This window comes from Nonomuraea sp. NPDC003707, assembly GCF_053587055.1.
The window spans coordinates 78,053-93,392 of the sequence record NZ_JBSFNK010000012.1 but is presented as its reverse complement, the minus strand read 5'-3'; the positions used below and the strand labels follow the sequence as shown (position 1 = coordinate 93,392).

Annotated in this window: 16 protein-coding genes; 10 read left to right on the top strand and 6 right to left on the bottom strand. The window is 70.5% G+C overall.

What is annotated here, in order from left to right:
- Nucleotides 1–100 precede the first annotated feature (100 nt).
- From ACWDRB_RS29875 to ACWDRB_RS29845, 7 genes are read left to right on the top strand one after another with little or no spacing between them, the layout of a single operon-like run.
- Entirely contained in the window at nt 101–1,171 is a 1,071-nt protein-coding gene (locus tag ACWDRB_RS29875; RefSeq protein WP_449899125.1) for a DUF917 domain-containing protein, read from the top strand.
- On the top strand, nt 1,164–2,747 hold the full coding sequence (locus tag ACWDRB_RS29870) for a hydantoinase/oxoprolinase N-terminal domain-containing protein (RefSeq protein WP_449899123.1): 1,584 nt from the start codon (nt 1,164–1,166) through the stop codon (nt 2,745–2,747). The genes ACWDRB_RS29875 and ACWDRB_RS29870 overlap by 8 nt, the downstream gene beginning before the upstream one ends.
- 23 nt (nt 2,748–2,770) lie before the next feature.
- Nucleotides 2,771–4,396, top strand: a complete 1,626-nt coding sequence (locus ACWDRB_RS29865) for an ABC transporter substrate-binding protein (RefSeq protein WP_449899121.1) — start codon at nt 2,771–2,773, stop codon at nt 4,394–4,396.
- A 2-nt stretch (nt 4,397–4,398) separates the two neighbouring features.
- Entirely contained in the window at nt 4,399–5,415 is a 1,017-nt protein-coding gene (locus ACWDRB_RS29860) for an ABC transporter permease (RefSeq protein ID WP_355199431.1), read from the top strand.
- Complete coding sequence (locus ACWDRB_RS29855; RefSeq protein WP_449899119.1) at nt 5,412–6,266, top strand: ABC transporter permease; 855 nt, start codon at nt 5,412–5,414, stop codon at nt 6,264–6,266. The genes ACWDRB_RS29860 and ACWDRB_RS29855 overlap by 4 nt, the downstream gene beginning before the upstream one ends.
- The gene (locus tag ACWDRB_RS29850) at nt 6,263–7,090 is read left to right on the top strand and encodes an ATP-binding cassette domain-containing protein (protein ID WP_449899117.1); all 828 of its coding nucleotides are present in this window, start codon (nt 6,263–6,265) and stop codon (nt 7,088–7,090) included. The genes ACWDRB_RS29855 and ACWDRB_RS29850 overlap by 4 nt, the downstream gene beginning before the upstream one ends.
- Nucleotides 7,091–7,092: 2 nt before the next feature.
- A complete protein-coding gene (locus tag ACWDRB_RS29845) occupies nt 7,093–7,959 on the top strand; it encodes an ABC transporter ATP-binding protein (protein WP_449899533.1) in 867 nt (288 codons plus the stop codon).
- Here ACWDRB_RS29845 and ACWDRB_RS29840 read toward each other — a convergent pair.
- On the bottom strand, nt 7,952–8,413 hold the full coding sequence (locus ACWDRB_RS29840; protein WP_449899114.1) for a MarR family winged helix-turn-helix transcriptional regulator: 462 nt from the start codon (nt 8,411–8,413) through the stop codon (nt 7,952–7,954). The two genes, ACWDRB_RS29845 and ACWDRB_RS29840, sit on opposite strands and share 8 nt — an antisense overlap.
- A gap of 75 nt (nt 8,414–8,488) precedes the next feature.
- On the opposite strand from ACWDRB_RS29840, the gene ACWDRB_RS29835 reads away from it, so the two are divergent.
- Nucleotides 8,489–9,898, top strand: coding sequence for an MFS transporter (locus ACWDRB_RS29835; protein ID WP_449899112.1), 1,410 nt, complete (start codon nt 8,489–8,491; stop codon nt 9,896–9,898).
- On the opposite strand, the gene ACWDRB_RS29830 is transcribed toward ACWDRB_RS29835, so the two are convergent.
- Nucleotides 9,876–10,232 (bottom strand): DUF742 domain-containing protein, encoded by a 357-nt coding sequence (locus tag ACWDRB_RS29830; protein ID WP_185067699.1) that lies wholly within the window; start codon nt 10,230–10,232, stop codon nt 9,876–9,878. The two genes, ACWDRB_RS29835 and ACWDRB_RS29830, sit on opposite strands and share 23 nt — an antisense overlap.
- Nucleotides 10,225–12,111, bottom strand: a complete 1,887-nt coding sequence (locus ACWDRB_RS29825; RefSeq protein WP_350728080.1) for a sensor histidine kinase — start codon at nt 12,109–12,111, stop codon at nt 10,225–10,227. The genes ACWDRB_RS29830 and ACWDRB_RS29825 overlap by 8 nt, the downstream gene beginning before the upstream one ends.
- A gap of 172 nt (nt 12,112–12,283) precedes the next feature.
- Here ACWDRB_RS29825 and ACWDRB_RS29820 point away from each other — a divergent pair, with 172 nt between their 5' ends.
- Nucleotides 12,284–13,843: an ABC transporter substrate-binding protein gene (locus ACWDRB_RS29820; protein WP_449899107.1), complete on the top strand. Its 1,560-nt coding sequence runs from the start codon at nt 12,284–12,286 to the stop codon at nt 13,841–13,843.
- On the opposite strand, the gene ACWDRB_RS29815 is transcribed toward ACWDRB_RS29820, so the two are convergent.
- Nucleotides 13,819–13,986 (bottom strand): hypothetical protein, encoded by a 168-nt coding sequence (locus ACWDRB_RS29815; protein ID WP_397365685.1) that lies wholly within the window; start codon nt 13,984–13,986, stop codon nt 13,819–13,821. The two genes, ACWDRB_RS29820 and ACWDRB_RS29815, sit on opposite strands and share 25 nt — an antisense overlap.
- Before the next feature lie 20 nt (nt 13,987–14,006).
- On the opposite strand from ACWDRB_RS29815, the gene ACWDRB_RS29810 reads away from it, so the two are divergent.
- Nucleotides 14,007–14,624, top strand: coding sequence for a hypothetical protein (locus ACWDRB_RS29810; RefSeq protein WP_350728296.1), 618 nt, complete (start codon nt 14,007–14,009; stop codon nt 14,622–14,624).
- Between the two features lies 1 nt (nt 14,625).
- On the opposite strand, the gene ACWDRB_RS29805 is transcribed toward ACWDRB_RS29810, so the two are convergent.
- On the bottom strand, nt 14,626–14,958 hold the full coding sequence (locus ACWDRB_RS29805; protein ID WP_350728078.1) for a DUF4326 domain-containing protein: 333 nt from the start codon (nt 14,956–14,958) through the stop codon (nt 14,626–14,628).
- A gap of 55 nt (nt 14,959–15,013) precedes the next feature.
- A complete protein-coding gene (locus tag ACWDRB_RS29800; protein ID WP_350728077.1) occupies nt 15,014–15,334 on the bottom strand; it encodes a hypothetical protein in 321 nt (106 codons plus the stop codon).
- Nucleotides 15,335–15,340 lie beyond the last annotated feature (6 nt).

Genomic DNA, 15,340 nt, shown 5'->3' with positions numbered 1-15,340 from the left:
TCCCGTTCCGACCTCAGATGTATCAAGGGCCGTGGCCCAGGCGCCAGCACATGCCCTGGACTGGCTAAATGAGATGAAGTGTGCTTGGTTGTGTCGCCATATGAATATTGACGAGAGCGATATTCCGGCGCTCGCCCGCGGGTGCGCCGTCCTGGGCACCGGGGGCGGTGGTGACGTGCGTACCGGATCGCTGGCGGCGATCGGGGCCGTCCGCGAGTACGGCGAGGTCCCGCTGATCGGCCTGGACGACCTGGACGACGACGCGCTGATCGTGCCGCTGTCGGGCATCGGGGCTCCGACCGTGAGCCACGAGATGATCCACAGCGCGGACGAGCCCAAGCGCATCGCCGAGGAGATCGAACGCCTCTTCGGCCGTCCCCCGAGCGCGATCATGTCCTCCGAGATCGGCGGCTCCAACGGGGTCGCGCCCGTCGCCTGGGCCGCCCGGCTCGGCCTGCCGCTGCTCGACGCCGACGGCATGGGGCGGGCGTTCCCCGAGGTCCAGATGGTGTCGATGTACGTGGCGGGGCTCCCGGCCGACCTGGTGATCATGTCTGACATCGTCGGCAACGTGGTGACCATCCGCCCGGTCGACGGCCTCTGGTCGGAACGGCTGGCCAGGGCCGTCTGCGTGGCCGCGGGCTCGTCCGCGCTCATGGCCGACTACGTGCTCACCACCGTACGGGCCAGAGGCGCGGTCATCGAGGGCACGGTGACCCGCGCCATCGAGATCGGCAGGGCCACGGAGGGTGCGGCGGACCCGCTCGGCGCGCTCCAGGGGAGCCTGGGCGCCGCCCGGCTGATCACCGGCAAGCTGACGGACGTGGAGCGGCGCACCACGGGCGGGTTCGTCCGGGGGACGGCCACGATCGAGGGCACCGGCGAGGACCGGGGCCGCCGCCTCACCCTGGAGTTGCAGAACGAGAACCTGGTCGCCCTGGAGGACGGCCGGGTGCGGGCCATCGTGCCCGACCTCATCACCGTCGTGGACACCGAGACGGCCGCCGCCGTCCAGACCGAGGGGCTCAGGTACGGCCAGCGCGTCACGGTGCTCGCCTGGCCGTGCGACCCGCTCTGGCGCACCCCCAAGGGCCTGGAGACGGCCGGGCCGCGGGCGTTCGGCTACGACCTGGACTACGTTCCCGTCGAGGAGCTGACGGCGCATGGCTGACCTGCGGGTGGGGATCGACGTCGGCGGCACGAACACGGACGCGGTGGTGCTCGACGCCGACGGCAGAGTGATCGCCAAGGCCAAGCGGCCGACCACGCCGGACGTGACGGAAGGGCTGCGGGCCGCCCTGGACGCGGTCCTCGGCGAGCTCGGCGAGGACGGAGAGGGCCGAACGCGGATCGGCCGGGTCATGCTCGGCACCACGCACGCGACCAACGCCCTCCTCGAGCGGCGCAACCTCGGTCGCGTCGCCGTGCTGCGGCTCGGCGCGCCCGCCACCACCTCCGTCCCGCCGCTGTCCGGCTGGCCCGGCGACCTGCGCGCGGCCGTCTCGGCGGGGGAGGCGATCGTGCCCGGCGGCCACTACGTGGACGGCCGCGAGATCGGCCCGCCGGGGCTCGACGCCGTGCGCCGTTTCCTGGACGGCCTGGAGGCCGACGCCGTGGCGGTCACCGGCGTGTTCAGCCCGGCCAGCGGCGATCACGAGCGCGTCGTCGAGGAGCTGATCAAGGCCGAGTACGGCCTGCCGGTCTCGGTGAGCCACGAGATCGGCTCGCTCGGGCTGCTGGAGCGCGAGAACGCCACCGTGCTCAACGCCGCCCTGTACGGCGTCGCCGCCCACGTGACCGAGGCCCTGGTCACCGCGCTGGCCGAACGGGGCCTGGGCGCGAAGCCGTACCTGGCGCAGAACGACGGCACGCTCATGACGCTGGAGCACGCCGCCCGGCTGCCGGTCTCCACGATCGGCTCAGGTCCGGCGAACTCCCTGCGCGGCGCCGCGTACCTGTCGGGGGTCGCCGACGCGATCGTGGTGGACGTCGGCGGCACCTCCACCGATCTCGGCGTGCTGGTGGGCGGCTTCCCGAGGGAGTCGGCGGCGGCGGTCGAGATCGGCGGGGTGCTGACCAACTTCCGCATGCCCGACATCCTGGCCATCGCGCTCGGCGGCGGCACGGTTGTCCGCAATCCGGGCATCGGCCCCGACTCGGTGGGTTACCGGATCGTCAGGGAGGCGCTCGTGTTCGGCGGCTCCACGGTGACGATGACCGACGCGGCGGTGGCGGCGGGCCGGACCCCGGACGAGGCGGCCGGCTGGCGCGAGCGCCTCGAGGCCGCCGTCCGGGCGCGCGACTCGGGTGACATGTCGGAAAGAATGGCAGACACCCTGCAAAGAGCGGTGGCCGTCGCGGACGAGATGATCATCGACGCGGTGGACCGGATGGCGCTCGGCAAAACGGACAGACCGCTGGTCGCGGTGGGTGGCGGGGCCTTCCTGCTGCCCGACGCCATCCCCGGCGCGAGCCGGGTCGTCCGTCCCGAGCACGCCGAAGTGGCCAACGCCGTGGGCGCCGCCATCGCACTCGCGAGTGGCAGAGTGGATACGATCTTGCCTGCGGGAGATAGCCGGTCAAAAGCGATCGAAAGGGCCAAGGAGGAGGCGGCGGCGCGAGCCGTCGCGGCGGGGGCGGATCCCTCCGGCGTAGAGATCGTGGACCTCCTCGAGGTGCCGCTGAGCTACCTCTCCGAGCCCGCCGTGCGGGTACACGTCAAAGCAGCCGGACCACTCGCCCGGTGACAGACCGAAAGGATCCCCCCTTCATGAGCTGGCACAAGCGTCTGCTCGTCGCCGGGGTCACCGGTGTCCTGGCCTTGACCGCATCCGCGTGCGCGGGCGGTCAGGTGCGCGGGGCCGGCGGAACCCCCAAGCCGGCCGAGAGCAGCGGCAGCAGCCAACCGGCGGCCTCCCCGGCCGCGCAGGCCAACGACAGCACGTTCGTGTACGTGCCGAACCTCGACGTGGTCACCGACTGGGACCCCGCGACCTCGTACTCCAACGAGATCGTCGCCATGCAGAACATCTACGAGGGCCTGACCAGGTACAACTCCCAGGAGAAGAAGGCCGAGCCGCGCCTGGCCACCGAGTGGACCTCGGCGAACGAGGGCAAGGAGTGGACGTTCAAGCTGCGGCAGGGCGTCAAGTTCCACTCCGGCGCCGCGCTCGACGCCGAGGCCGCCAAGAAGGCCATCGAGCGGACGATCGAGAAGAAGGGCGGCGCCGCCTACATCTGGGACGCGGTCAAGACGATCGACGCGGTGGACGCGTCCACGCTGAAGTTCACGCTCAAGTACGCCACCCCGCTCGACCTGGTGGCCTCCTCCGGCTACGCGGCCTACATCTACGACGTGAACGCCGTGGACAAGGACGGCAAGTCGGACGCCGGCACCGGCCCGTACACGATCGGCTCCTGGCAGAAGGGCAAGGAGACCGAGCTCACGCTGAAGGCGTACGAGGGCTACTGGGGCGGCTGGAAGCCGGAGCAGTACAAGAAGGTCGCCTACCGCGTCACCCCCGAGATCACCACGGCCTGGCAACTGCTGCAGAAGGGCGAGGTCAACTTCGTCCAGCGGCTGAACCCGCAGCTCTTCCAGCAGGCCGGGACGACCCCGAACGTGCAGACCTCCGCCTCGCCGTCGTTCCAGAACCTGCTGGTGCTGTTCAACACCGCGAGCGGGCCCGCGAAGGACGTCAGGATCCGGCAGGCCCTGCAGTACGCGATCGACTACGACGGCCTGGTGGCGGCGCTGAAGGGCTCCGGCCAGAAGGCCAACGGCCTGGTGCCGCAGGGGCTGCTCGGCCACGCCAACGACATGGAGCCCAAGCAGGACCTCGCCAAGGCGCAGGCGCTGCTCGCCGAGGCCGGCTACGGCCCGGACAACCCCGAGCTCAAGCTCACCATGACCTACGCGCAGGGCGACGACGACCAGAAGTTGCTGGTCACGCTGCTCAGCTCGGCGCTGAAGGGCATGAACGTGTCGCTGCAGGCCAAGCCGATGACCTGGAGCGCGCAGTGGGACCTGGGCAAGAAGCAGGGCCAGGACATCTTCGTCATGTACTGGTACCCGGACTATCCGGACGCCTACTCCTGGTACGTCAACGTGTTCAAGAGCGCCGACAAACCGCAGTTCAACCTGTCGTACCTGAAGGACTCCGCCATCGACACGGCGATCGACGCGCTGCCGCAGCTCACGGCCACTGACCAGCTCAAGGCCGACCAGGCGTACAAGGACCTGCAGAAGAAGATCATCCAGGACCAGGCGGCGGTGGCCGTGCCGTACGTGCAGACCTACCAGCGCGCGCTGACGTCCGACGTCGAGGGATACGTGGACAACCCCGCCTATCCGAACGTGGTCTTCTTCTACGACCTCAAGAAGCGCGCAAGCTGACGATGTCGCGTTATCTGACCCGCCGGCTCGGCCAGGCCCTCCTGGTCGTGTCCGGCGTGGTCGTGCTCACGTTCGTCGTGATGCGGCTGGTGCCGGGGGATCCGGCGGTCGCGTTCGCCGGGCCGAAGGCCACGCCCGAGGAGCTCGCGGCGGCGCGCGCGCGGTTCGGGCTCGACGACCCGATCCCCGTGCAGCTCCTCAACTACGTGCGCGACCTGCTCACCGGCGACTGGGGCGTCAGCCTGCGCACCCGGCAACCGGTGCTCGACGACCTCTACGTGGCGTTCCCCGCCTCGCTGGAGCTGGTCGGCACGGCCCTGCTCATCGCGGTCGTCGTGGGCATTCCGGTCGGAGTGCTCGCCGCCCGCTACAAGGCGAAATTTCCGGATTTGGGGGTTCGGGTCGGCAGCATGCTGGCCGTCTCCGTCCCCGTCTTCTGGCTGGCCCTGGCCCTCCAGACGGTCTTCGCCAGCAACCTCGGCTGGTTCCCGATCGCGGGCGAGTACGACTCCTCGCTCGACACCACCAGCCCGCTCACCCTCTGGACGAACATCACGATCGTCGACGCCCTCATCACCGGCAACTGGCCCATCTTCACCAGCACGCTCCAGCACCTGGTGCTGCCCGCGCTGGTCGTGGCCGCCTACCCCACGGGCGTGATCGCCCAGATGACCAGGGCGGCGCTCATCGAGGAGTCCGGCCAGGACCACACCAAGCTGGAGCGCGCGCTCGGCTTCGGCGAGACGTCCATCCTGACCAGGTTCGCCCTCAGGCCCGCCCTGAACCCGGTCCTGTCGCTGATCGCCCTGGTCTTCGCGTACGCGATCGTCAACGGCTTCCTCGTCGAGGCGGTCTTCAACTGGCCCGGCCTGGGCCGCTACGCCGCCGAGTCGATCAAGTCGCTGGACACCCCGGCCATCGCGGGCGTCACGCTCCTGGTGGCCCTGGTGTACGTGCTGGCCAACCTGGTCGTGGACATCCTCCAGGGCTTCGTCGACCCGCGAGCGAGGGCCCGATGACGAGCGTCGAAGCGCCGCTGCGGCGCACCTTCCTGCCCAGGATCCCCGACCGGTTCGCCGCGTTCGGGGCGGTGCTCATCGTGCTGGTCGTCCTGGCCGCGATCCTGGCGCCGTGGCTCGCGCCGTACCCGGTGGACCAGGTCAAGCCGCTGGAGAACCTGCAGCCGCCGAGCGCCGCGCACTGGTTCGGCACCGACCAGGTCGGCCGCGACGTGCTCACCAGAGTCCTGTACGGCGGCCGCACCTCCCTGTTCATCGCCGTGGCCGTGCTGGCCGTGTCGGCGGTGGTCGGGGTCACGCTCGGCGTGGTCGCCGGGTACGCGGGCGGCTGGATCAGGGACGTGATCATGCGGATCACGGACATCTTCCTGGCCTTCCCCGCGCTGCTGCTCTCCCTGGCCCTGGCCGTGGTGCTCCAGCCCAGCGTGAACACGGTCATCCTGGCCATCGCCGTGACCTGGTGGCCCTGGTACACCCGGCTGGCGGCCTCCGTGGCGGCCTCGATCGCCACCCGCAGCTACGTGGACGCCGCCCGGTGCCTCGGTGTGCCCGCGCCGCTGATCATCCTCAGGCACGTCCTCCCCAACTCGCTCACGCCCGTCCTGGTCCAGCTCTCGCTCGACGCGGGCGGCGTGATCCTGACCTCGGCGGCGCTGTCGTACCTGGGGCTGGGCGCGCAGGAGCCGACGGCGGAGTGGGGGCTCATGGTGCAGCAGGGGCAGACGCTCTTCACCACGAACTGGTGGGTGGTCACGTTCCCCGGACTGGCGATCCTGGTGACGGCGTTCGCGTTCAACGTGCTCGGTGAGGGGCTGCGCAACGCGCTGGACCCGCGAAGGGTGGTCAGATGATCGAGGTGCGCGACCTCCGGGTGCGCTATGGCGGGCGCGTCGTGGCCGACGTGCCGGAGCTGGACGTGCGCGAGGGCGAGTGCGTCGCGATCGTGGGGGAGAGCGGCTCGGGCAAGTCGACCATGCTGATGTCGCTGCTGGGCCTCACCCCAGATGCCGAAATTTCAGGTCATGTACGGGTGTGCGGCGTCGACGTGCTCACGGCGCCACCCCGCAGGCTCCGCGAGATCCGGGGCGCCAGGGTGGCACTCGTGATGCAGTCGCCGCAGGCGGCCCTCAGCCCGGCCACCCGCCTCGGCGTCCTGATGCGCCGCGCCCTCAAGCTCCACGGCGTCGGCAAGCCCTCGGGCCCACGTCCCGGCCCGAAGGACGGCCCCTCTTCTTCTCCGAAGGACAGCACCCCTCCACAACCCGCAGCCGGGAAGGGACGGCTGGAGGAGATCATGGGGGAGGCCGTGGAGGCGGTCATGCTCGACCGCGAGATCCTGCGCCGCTACCCCCACGAGATCTCCGGCGGCCAGGCCCAGCGCTTCGCCATCGCGCTGGCCATCGCCCTGGGCGCCGAGGTGATCCTCGCCGACGAGCCCACGAGCGCGCTGGACGTGACCGTGCAGGCCGAGGTGGTCGGCGTCCTGCGCAGGCTGCGGGAGGAGCGGGGGCTGGCGCTCCTGCTCGTCTCCCACGACCTGGCCCTGGTCTCGACGATCGCCGACCGGGTGCTGGTCATGAAGGACGGCGCGGTGGTGGAGTCGGGACCGGCCGCGCGGGTGCTGGCCGAGCCGTCCCATCCGTACACGCGCGAGCTGCTGGAGGCGCTGCCGTGACCATGCTCAGGGCCGAGCGGGTGACGCTCGGCTACGGCCGCACCCCGGTCGTGCACGACGTGACCCTGGACATCACCGAGGGCGGCGTCGGGCTGATCGGGGAGAGCGGCTCGGGCAAGACGACCCTGGCGCGCGCGTTCCTGGGCCTCCTCACCCCCATGTCCGGAAATATCTGGTACGGCGACCAAACGCTGAAAAAAGCGGACATGCGGAAGTTCCGGAAAGACGTCCAGCCCGTGTTCCAGGCCGAGGCCCTCGACCCCAGGATGCGCATCGGCGCCTCCGTCGCCGAGGCCCTGCCGCGCGCCGCGCGAGGCCGGGTCAAGGACCTCCTCGAACAGGTCGGCCTGGACCCCGACCTGGCCACCCGCCGCCCCCACCAGCTCTCCGGCGGCCAGCGCCAGCGCGTGGTGATCGCCAGAGCCCTGGCGGTGGACCCCCGCCTGCTCATCCTGGACGAGCCCACCAGCGCGCTCGACGTCACCGTCCAGGCCAGGATCCTCGACCTGCTGGCCTCCCTCGACACCGAGCGCCTGCTCATCACCCACAACCTCGCCGTCGTGGACCGGCTGTGCCGCACCGCGCACGTGCTCTTCGCGGGCCGCGTCGTCGAGTCGGGGCCGACGGCCGAACTCCTCGCGAAGCCGGCCCACCCCTACACGCGGGCCCTGCGCGACGCCGTGCCGAAGCTGGGCGGCGCCCCGCCCGTGGCCAAGGGCAGGACGGAGGCCGTGCCCGCCCCGACCGGCTGCCCGTTCCGGCTGCGCTGCCCGCTGGCCGCGCCGGAGTGCGAGCAGCCGCCCGCGCTCAGGGACCTGGAAGGCCGCCAGGTCGCCTGTCACCGCGCCGAGGACGTGCTGCTCAGCTGACGAGGTTCTTGAGATGGGCGCAGAGGTCGCCCGAGAGCTTGCCCATCAGCCGGGACAGCTCCGCCCGGTCCTCCGCCGACCAGTCCGTGAGCGCACCCTCGAACAACTCGGTGGTCACCCGGCGGCACCTGCTCGCCACCTCGGCCCCCTCCTCGGTCAGCGCGATGCGCCAGGCCCTGCCGTCGTCGGGGTCACGTACCCGCTCGACCAGCATGCGCTGCTCCAGCGAGGCGACGTGCCTCGTCACGTGAGGGCTCTCCACCTGCAGTGCCTCGGCGATCGCGCCGATCCTGCGCGGCTCGGGCGCGTCCAGCAGGTGGACGAGGATCTTCACGTCGGGCCGGTCGAGCCGGACGCCGGCGGCCTCGGTCAGGCGCTCGTGCGTCTTGGCGCGGTTCAGCGCGTCCACCACTGAGCGGAACGCCGACACCGTCCTGTTGAGATCTTCGTCCATAACCGATTTGCTTACCTAACTTACGTATGTATTATCTTGCCCTGTTACTTACCTAACTTAGCTAAAGGAGCCGACATGGCGACAGTCGTCGCGTCCGCGGCACGTACGACGTCCACCAGAAATCCGTGGCCCGGGGTGGTCGCGCTGGCCTTCGCGGCCTCCATCGCCGCACTTCAGAACACCGCCGTGGTCCCGTTGCTTCCCGTGCTGCAGCGGGAGCTGAACGCCCCGCTCTCGTCCGTGACCTGGACGCTCACGCTGAGCCTCCTGGTCGCGGCGGTGGCCACGCCGCTGCTGTCGCGCTTCGGCGACATGTACGGCAGGCGCCCCATGATCCTCGGCGCCCTGGGCCTCCTGGTGGTCGGCTCGGTCATGGCCGCGCTGGCGCCCTCGCTGACCTGGTTGATGGTGGCGAGGGTGTTCCAGGGCGCCGTGGCCGCGCTGGTGCCGTTGTCGATCGGGGTGGCGCGCGACGTGCTGCCCAGGGAGCAGCTGGCCACCGGCATCGGGGTGATCAGCGCGACGATGGGGTTCGGCAGCGGCGGCGGGATGATCCTGGCCGGGCTCGCGTCCGGCGACTTCCACCTGGTCTTCTGGATCACGGCCGGCATCTCGCTGGTGGCCGTCGCGATCGTGGCCCTGCTCGTGAAGGACAGCGCCCCGGTGGGCCCCAAGGGCCGTCCCGACCTGGCCGGCGCGGCGCTGCTGACCGCCTGGCTGGTCGCGCTCCTGCTGGGCATCAGCGAGGGCGGCTCGTGGGGCTGGACCTCGCCGGGCGTGCTCGGCCTGTTCGCCGCCGCGGCGGCGCTGGCAGCGGTCTGGGTCGCGGTCGAGCGCCGGGTGGCCGAGCCGCTGGTGGAGATGGCGATGCTGGTCCACCGGGGCACGGTCGGCGCGACGGTGGCCTCGATGCTGCTCGGGTTCTCGTTCTTCACCCTCATGACGGGCACGTCCAGCTTCGCCCAGGTGCCGACGGAGACCGGTTACGGCTTCGGCGCCTCCACCCTCCAGGTGGGCTTCTTCCTGCTGCCGAGCACGATCTTCATGCTGGTCATCTCGCTGTTCGCGGGCCGGATCATGCGCCGCTTCCAGGCCTCGTCCATGGTGGCGGCGGGGTCGGCGGTCACGGCCCTGGCGGGGCTCTGGCTCGTGGTCGCGCACACCAGCCCGGCCCACCTGTACGTGGCGACCTCACTGATGGGCATCGGCCTCGGCATCGGCTACGCGGCGCTGGGCACCATGGCCGTGGAGCACGTGGACCCGGGCAAGACGGCCCTCGCGGCAGGCGTGAACGCGCTCGTACGCATCGTCGGCGGCAGCACGGCCGGCGCGGCCATCGCCGCCATCCTGGCCGCCCAGCCGGGCGTGGGCGGCTACCAGTGGGTCTTCGGGACGGCAGCCGTCGCCGGGGCCACGGCCGCGCTCTTCGCGGCCGTGTACGGGCGGCTCAACCGCGCGACGGTCACAGCGCCTTCAGGCCGCTGATCACCTCGAGCAGCACCTTCGCGTCGGGCGCGGGGGGCGGGTGCTCGACCTGCACGAGCTGCTGCGCGTGCAGGTCACCGACCAGCACCCGTACCACGCCGATGGGCAGGTTCAGCTCGGCCGCGACGTCCACGAGCCGGGTCGGTTTGGTGCACTTCTGCATGATGATCAGATGCTCGGGGCCCAGGCCCATCGGCGGCGCCAGGCCACCGGCCGTGATGATCACCGCGATGAGGTCGATGGCCTCGCTTGCGGGGACCGTACGGCCCCGGGTCAGTAGGTAGGCCGGGACGATAGGACCGGCGTCCTCGTCCAGCCAGCGTTCGTCACTCACTTCGCACCACCCGCATGGGTCGAGCGGGTTCCTTCACGTGGGCCTCCGGTTCGGGCTCTGCCACGTGCTCTTCCGGGATCAACACGATCGCGGTGGTCCCTCCATATGGTGAACCGCGTAACGTCACGCGGATGTCGTGCCTGGCGGCCAGGCGGGAGACGACGAAAAGGCCGAGCCGGTCGCTGTCGGCCAGGTCGAACTCCGGTGGGCTGGCCAGCCGCTCGTTGAGTTCGGCCAGCTCCTCTGCGCTCATCCCGAGCCCGCGGTCCTCGACCTCGAAGGTGAAGCCGCGGGCCGCCACCTCGCCGCGCACGATGACCGGAGTGTGCTTCGGCGAGTAGACGGTGGCGTTCTCGATGAGCTCGGCGATCAGGTGGATCACGTCGCCGACCACGGGTCCGGCCAGGCGCTGGCCGGACATCGGCTCGACGGTGACCCGCTGGTAGTCCTCCACCTCGGCCGACGCGCCGCGGGCCACGTCGAGCAGCGGCACCGGCCGGCTCCAGCCGCGGCCGGGGGTGGCGCCCGACAGGATGATCAGGCCCTCGGCGTGGCGGCGCATGCGGGTGGTCAGGTGGTCGAGCTTGAACAGGTCGTCCAGCGCGTCGGGGTCGGTGGCCCGGTGCTGCATGTCCTGCAGTTGGATGCGCTGGCGGTGCAGCAGGGTCTGGCTGCGCCTGGCCAGGTTGCGGAACACGTGCCCGACGCCCTCGCTGAGCTGCGCCTGGCCGACCGCGGCCTCGACGGCCGTCTGCTGGACGGTGGAGAACGCCTGGCCCACGTCGTCGATCTCGACCGTGGTGCTCGCCACGGACAGCTCCGGCATCTCGACCTTCTCGCCCTTGCGGAGCTTGGCGACCACGTGGGGGAGCCGCTCCTGGGCCACCTCCAGCGCGGCGAGCCGGAGCGCGCCCAGCTCCTTCGACAGCCGGTTGCCCATGCGCAGCGAGAACGCGATCGACACGACCACCAGCCCCAGCGTCGCGCCCGCCAGCAGGAGCGCCCGGGACAGCACCTGGTCGGCGATCGGCTCGGTCCGCGTGTTCAGCACCGCGCTGGCCCGCATCAGCGCTTCCTGGAACGACTTGGACAGCCCCTCCGTGAGGGTGAGCCAGCTCCGCGGCGCCTTCCCGGCGATGATCTGGTCCTCCATGATCCGCAGCCGTTGGTAGGCGGGGGAGGTGATCAGGGCCACCTGCTGGTCGCGCAGGCTCGGGTCGAGCTCGTTGAGCGACTGGTCGACCAGGAAGCGCCGGTTGCCGACGAGCTCCGTGAACAGCCGGCGCTCGGCGGGCTGGGTCGGCCCGAACGCGACGGCCTGTTCCCTGGTCAGCAGCTCCTTGGCGTACCCGAGGTCGATGACGATGCGCGACTGCTCGTAGATCGGGATGTCGTCGATCAGCGCGACCCGCTTGTGCAGGCCGAAGAGCGTGTCGTTGATCGCGCTGTAGGCCTCGACGGTGTGCAGACGGTCGGACAGGCCCGTGTCGATCTCGCCTCGGATCGCATCGAGCCTGTCGAGTTGCGTGTACACCGCGTCCACCTGTGTGCGGATCTCTTCCGATCGGTCCTTGGATGTGCTGGAGAGCTGCCTGAACGCGTCACTGGCGGCATCGGTGCGGGTGCGCTGCGCGGCGACGGCGGACTTGTCCCCCGAGTTGCGCAGGAGCCTGGCCGAGACTAGACGTTCACGCTGGATCTCGCTGATCAGTTTGTACGCGGGAAGACGGAGGTTCGTCCAGAGTGTCTTGTATTGACGCAGCTCCAAGCTCTCGGTGGCGGTGACGGCGGTAATGACCCCCCACAAGACCACCATGGAGGCCAGTGGCACGAGTAGTAGTCCGATGATCTTCATGCGGATCGTTCGGCTACGACCCATGACACCTCATTCCGGTCGGTCCCCTGCTGGCAACCCCGGACGGGACAAGCCCAGAGAATAGCAATTGGATCATCAAAATGCCCAATTTTTCGGGACTTTTGGACACCTGGGCCTTGATCCCATCGATCTTGGAGTAGGTTTCCCGAGTACATCGCCGACAGAGGGAGATGCGTTGCGCCGTCGTCTCGCAGCGGCCGCCGCGCTCTTACTCCTCGCGGCCTGCTCGCCGCCTCCGGAGCCCCCGCAGGCGCCGTCCGGGCAGTCCCCGTTCGTCTATGTCGAGAACCTGGACATCGTCACCGAGTGGGACCCCTCCAAGTCCTACTCCAACGAGATCGTCGCCCTCCAGAACATCTACGAGACGCTCACCTTCTGGAACCCGGTCACCAAGAAGTCCAGCCCCAGGCTGGCCACGTCGTGGCGCTCGTCGCCCGACGGCCGGACATGGACGTTCAACCTCCGCCCCGGGGTGACCTTCCACACCGGCAGGCCCCTGGACGCCGCGGCGGTCAAGTCGTCGGTCGAGCGCACCATGAGCGCCAAGACGGGCGCCTCCTACATCTGGGACGCCGTCTCGTCCATCAGGGTCGACGGGCCCACGACGGTGACGTTCGCGCTGAAGTACCCGGTCCCGCTGGACCTGGTGGCCTCCTCCACGTACGCGGCCTACATCTACGACACGCAGGCGGCGCCCGACCTCGGGAAGTTCTTCGCGTCGGGCAGGGACGCGGGCTCGGGGCCGTACACGGTGACGAAGTGGCAGAAGGGCAAGGAGGACGAGCTCACGCTCAGCGCGTACGACAAGTACTGGGGAGGGTGGGGCCGGCCGCACTACAACACGGTGAAGTTCCGCGTCGTGCCCGATCCCGACAGGGCGTGGCGGCTGCTGCAGCGCGGCGAGGTGAGCTTCGTGGCGCGGCTGAACCCTCGCCTGTTCGCCGCCGCCTCGACCGCGCCGGGCGTGCGCACCTCCGAGCGGGCGTCGTTCCAGACGGCGATGCTGCTGTTCAACACCGCGAACGGCCCCATGAAGGACATACGCGTGCGCCGCGCGGTGCAGAAGGCCGTCGACTACCAGGGCCTGGTCAAGGACCTGAAGGGCGCGGTCTCACCGGCCAGCGGCATCATCCCCGAAGGGCTCATGGGGTACGTGCCGGGCCGCGTCCCCCGGCAGGACCTGGTAGGCGCGGCGCAGCTGCTGAACAGGGCGGGGTACGGCCCCGGCGGCCGGCCGCTCCGGCTGCGGCTGACGTACGGGGAGGGCGACACCGACTGGCACCTGCTCGCCACGAAGCTCACCGCCGCCCTCAAGCCGCTCAACGTGACGATCGACGCCCGGGCGATGCCCTGGACCGCCCAGTGGGAGCAGGGCAAGAAGCGCGGCCAGGACATCTTCGTCATGTACTGGTGGCCCGACTACGCCGACGGCTACTCCTACTTCGGCAACGTCTTCCACAGCGGGAACCCGCCCGTGTTCAACCTGGCCTACCTGCGCGACCAGGGCCTGGACGCGCTGCTCGACACAGTGCCTGAGCTGACCGTGACCGACCGGCCGGCGGCGCAGCGGGTGTACGAGCAGGCCACGAAGCGGGTGCTCGACCAGCGGGCGGCCGCGGCGATGCCGTGGGTGGTCAACTACCAGCGGGCCTACCAGGGCGCGGTGCAGGGCTACAACGACAACCCGGCCTACCCGGACGTGGTCTTCGTCTACGACCTACGCCCCTCGGGCTGATTGGTCTCGATCCTTTCGCGCAGCCGGACCTTGATCTCCTCGGGCGTGTAGGCCCGGCGGCGGCGCTCGGCGCGCGCGATCACCACTCCCGTGGCCGCCACGCCCATGATTCCCGCCAGACCGAGCATCTTCCACCAGCGCATGTGCCTAGGCTAACGGTGTGCTGACTCTCGACGAGGCCGTAAGGGTGACGAGGACCGGCGATCTGTGGATTTTCCGCGGGCGCTCGGTCCCCGACCGCGCCATCCAGACGATGACCAACAGCCCGGTCAACCACGTGGGCATGGCGATCGTGGTCGAGGACCTGCCGCCGATGATGTGGCACGCCGAGCTGGGCAAGTCGCTGATCGACCTGTGGTCGGGCACGCACCAGCGCGGGGTGCAGCTGCACGACCTGCGCGACGCGGTGACCACGTGGGTCGGCCGCTACGGCCAGCGGCCCTGGCTGCGCCAGCTCGAGCCGGAGGCGACGCCCGAGATGGAGGACGCGGCCCTGCGCACGGTGGCCCGGCTCGACGGCACCCCGTTCCCCTCCACCGCCCGCCTGGCCGCCCGCTGGGCCAGGGGACGGCTGCCGCGACGGCGCCGCCGCCAGGAGACGCTGGAGAGCGCGTACTGCGCCGAGGTGGTGGCGGTCACGTACGAGGAGATGGGCCTGCTGCCCGGCGGTCGCCGGCCCAACTGGTACGACCCGGGGAAGTTCTGGAGCGGCGACGACCTGGAGCTGCTGATGGAGCGCCGGCTCGGCAACGAGATCACCGTCGGCGTCGAACGTCCGTGAGCTACGGCTCCGCGCCGGCCACGACGGCCAGCAGCGCGTCCGCGTGGCACTCCTGATCGGGGTCGCACCAGCAGGCCAGGTCCTTGCCGCGCAGCTCGCGGCGGGCCCGCTCGACGAGCTCGGGATGCTCGCGGAGGTGGGCCAGGTAGAGCTCGATCACCTGGGACCGCTGGTGGACCCGGCCGCCGCAGACCCGGCAGCCCTTCTCCGACAGGCTGTGCGGGTTGGCGAACGGGCTGCGCCGGTGACCGGGGAACTCGCGCCCGACGTACTCGGCGCCCTCGGGCACGCGGCCGTGGAACCGGTCGCCCTCGACCTTGACGCGGTGTGCCATGGGTCTTTAGACCTCCGCCGCGGCGGCCACGTTCATGCGCGCGATCTCCGGCGGCTCATTTCGCGAAGGCCAGCTGGTCGTTCTCGCGGGACACGACGGTCAGGACGAACGGCTGCCCCGGGCCCCCGGGAAAGGTGATCCGGATCCGGTCGGCTCCCTGACGCTCCCAATGGCCGACGATCTTCCTGGGCCGGTCGTCCGGCCCGGGAAGCCACTCGACGAAGGTGCCGTCGGAGTGGAACTCCATCCCGCGCCGGGGCCGCCGCGAAGGCCGGAACGCGAAATCGTCCGGCCGGTACACCGCCATCGCGTCGGTGTCCTCCTCGTAGGAGTGCGTCCAGGCTCCGACGACGTCCGGCGCTTCCTCGTTCATCATGACGAC

Bases quoted from the DNA above. Each gene is read 5' to 3' on its own strand.
- ACWDRB_RS29840 (WP_449899114.1), bottom strand. From the start codon at position 8,413: ATGGACGAAGATCTCAACAGGACGGTGTCGGCGTTCCGCTCAGTGGTG.
- ACWDRB_RS29845 (WP_449899533.1), top strand. From the start codon at position 7,093: ATGCTCAGGGCCGAGCGGGTGACGCTCGGCTACGGCCGCACCCCGGTC.
- ACWDRB_RS29805 (WP_350728078.1), bottom strand. From the start codon at position 14,958: ATGGCACACCGCGTCAAGGTCGAGGGCGACCGGTTCCACGGCCGCGTG.
- ACWDRB_RS29825 (WP_350728080.1), bottom strand. From the start codon at position 12,111: ATGGGTCGTAGCCGAACGATCCGCATGAAGATCATCGGACTACTACTC.
- ACWDRB_RS29855 (WP_449899119.1), top strand. From the start codon at position 5,412: ATGACGAGCGTCGAAGCGCCGCTGCGGCGCACCTTCCTGCCCAGGATC.
- ACWDRB_RS29875 (WP_449899125.1), top strand. From the start codon at position 101: ATGAATATTGACGAGAGCGATATTCCGGCGCTCGCCCGCGGGTGCGCC.
- ACWDRB_RS29860 (WP_355199431.1), top strand. From the start codon at position 4,399: ATGTCGCGTTATCTGACCCGCCGGCTCGGCCAGGCCCTCCTGGTCGTG.
- ACWDRB_RS29815 (WP_397365685.1), bottom strand. From the start codon at position 13,986: ATGCGCTGGTGGAAGATGCTCGGTCTGGCGGGAATCATGGGCGTGGCG.
- ACWDRB_RS29850 (WP_449899117.1), top strand. From the start codon at position 6,263: ATGATCGAGGTGCGCGACCTCCGGGTGCGCTATGGCGGGCGCGTCGTG.
- ACWDRB_RS29865 (WP_449899121.1), top strand. From the start codon at position 2,771: ATGAGCTGGCACAAGCGTCTGCTCGTCGCCGGGGTCACCGGTGTCCTG.
- ACWDRB_RS29835 (WP_449899112.1), top strand. From the start codon at position 8,489: ATGGCGACAGTCGTCGCGTCCGCGGCACGTACGACGTCCACCAGAAAT.
- ACWDRB_RS29800 (WP_350728077.1), bottom strand. From the start codon at position 15,334: ATGATGAACGAGGAAGCGCCGGACGTCGTCGGAGCCTGGACGCACTCC.
- ACWDRB_RS29870 (WP_449899123.1), top strand. From the start codon at position 1,164: ATGGCTGACCTGCGGGTGGGGATCGACGTCGGCGGCACGAACACGGAC.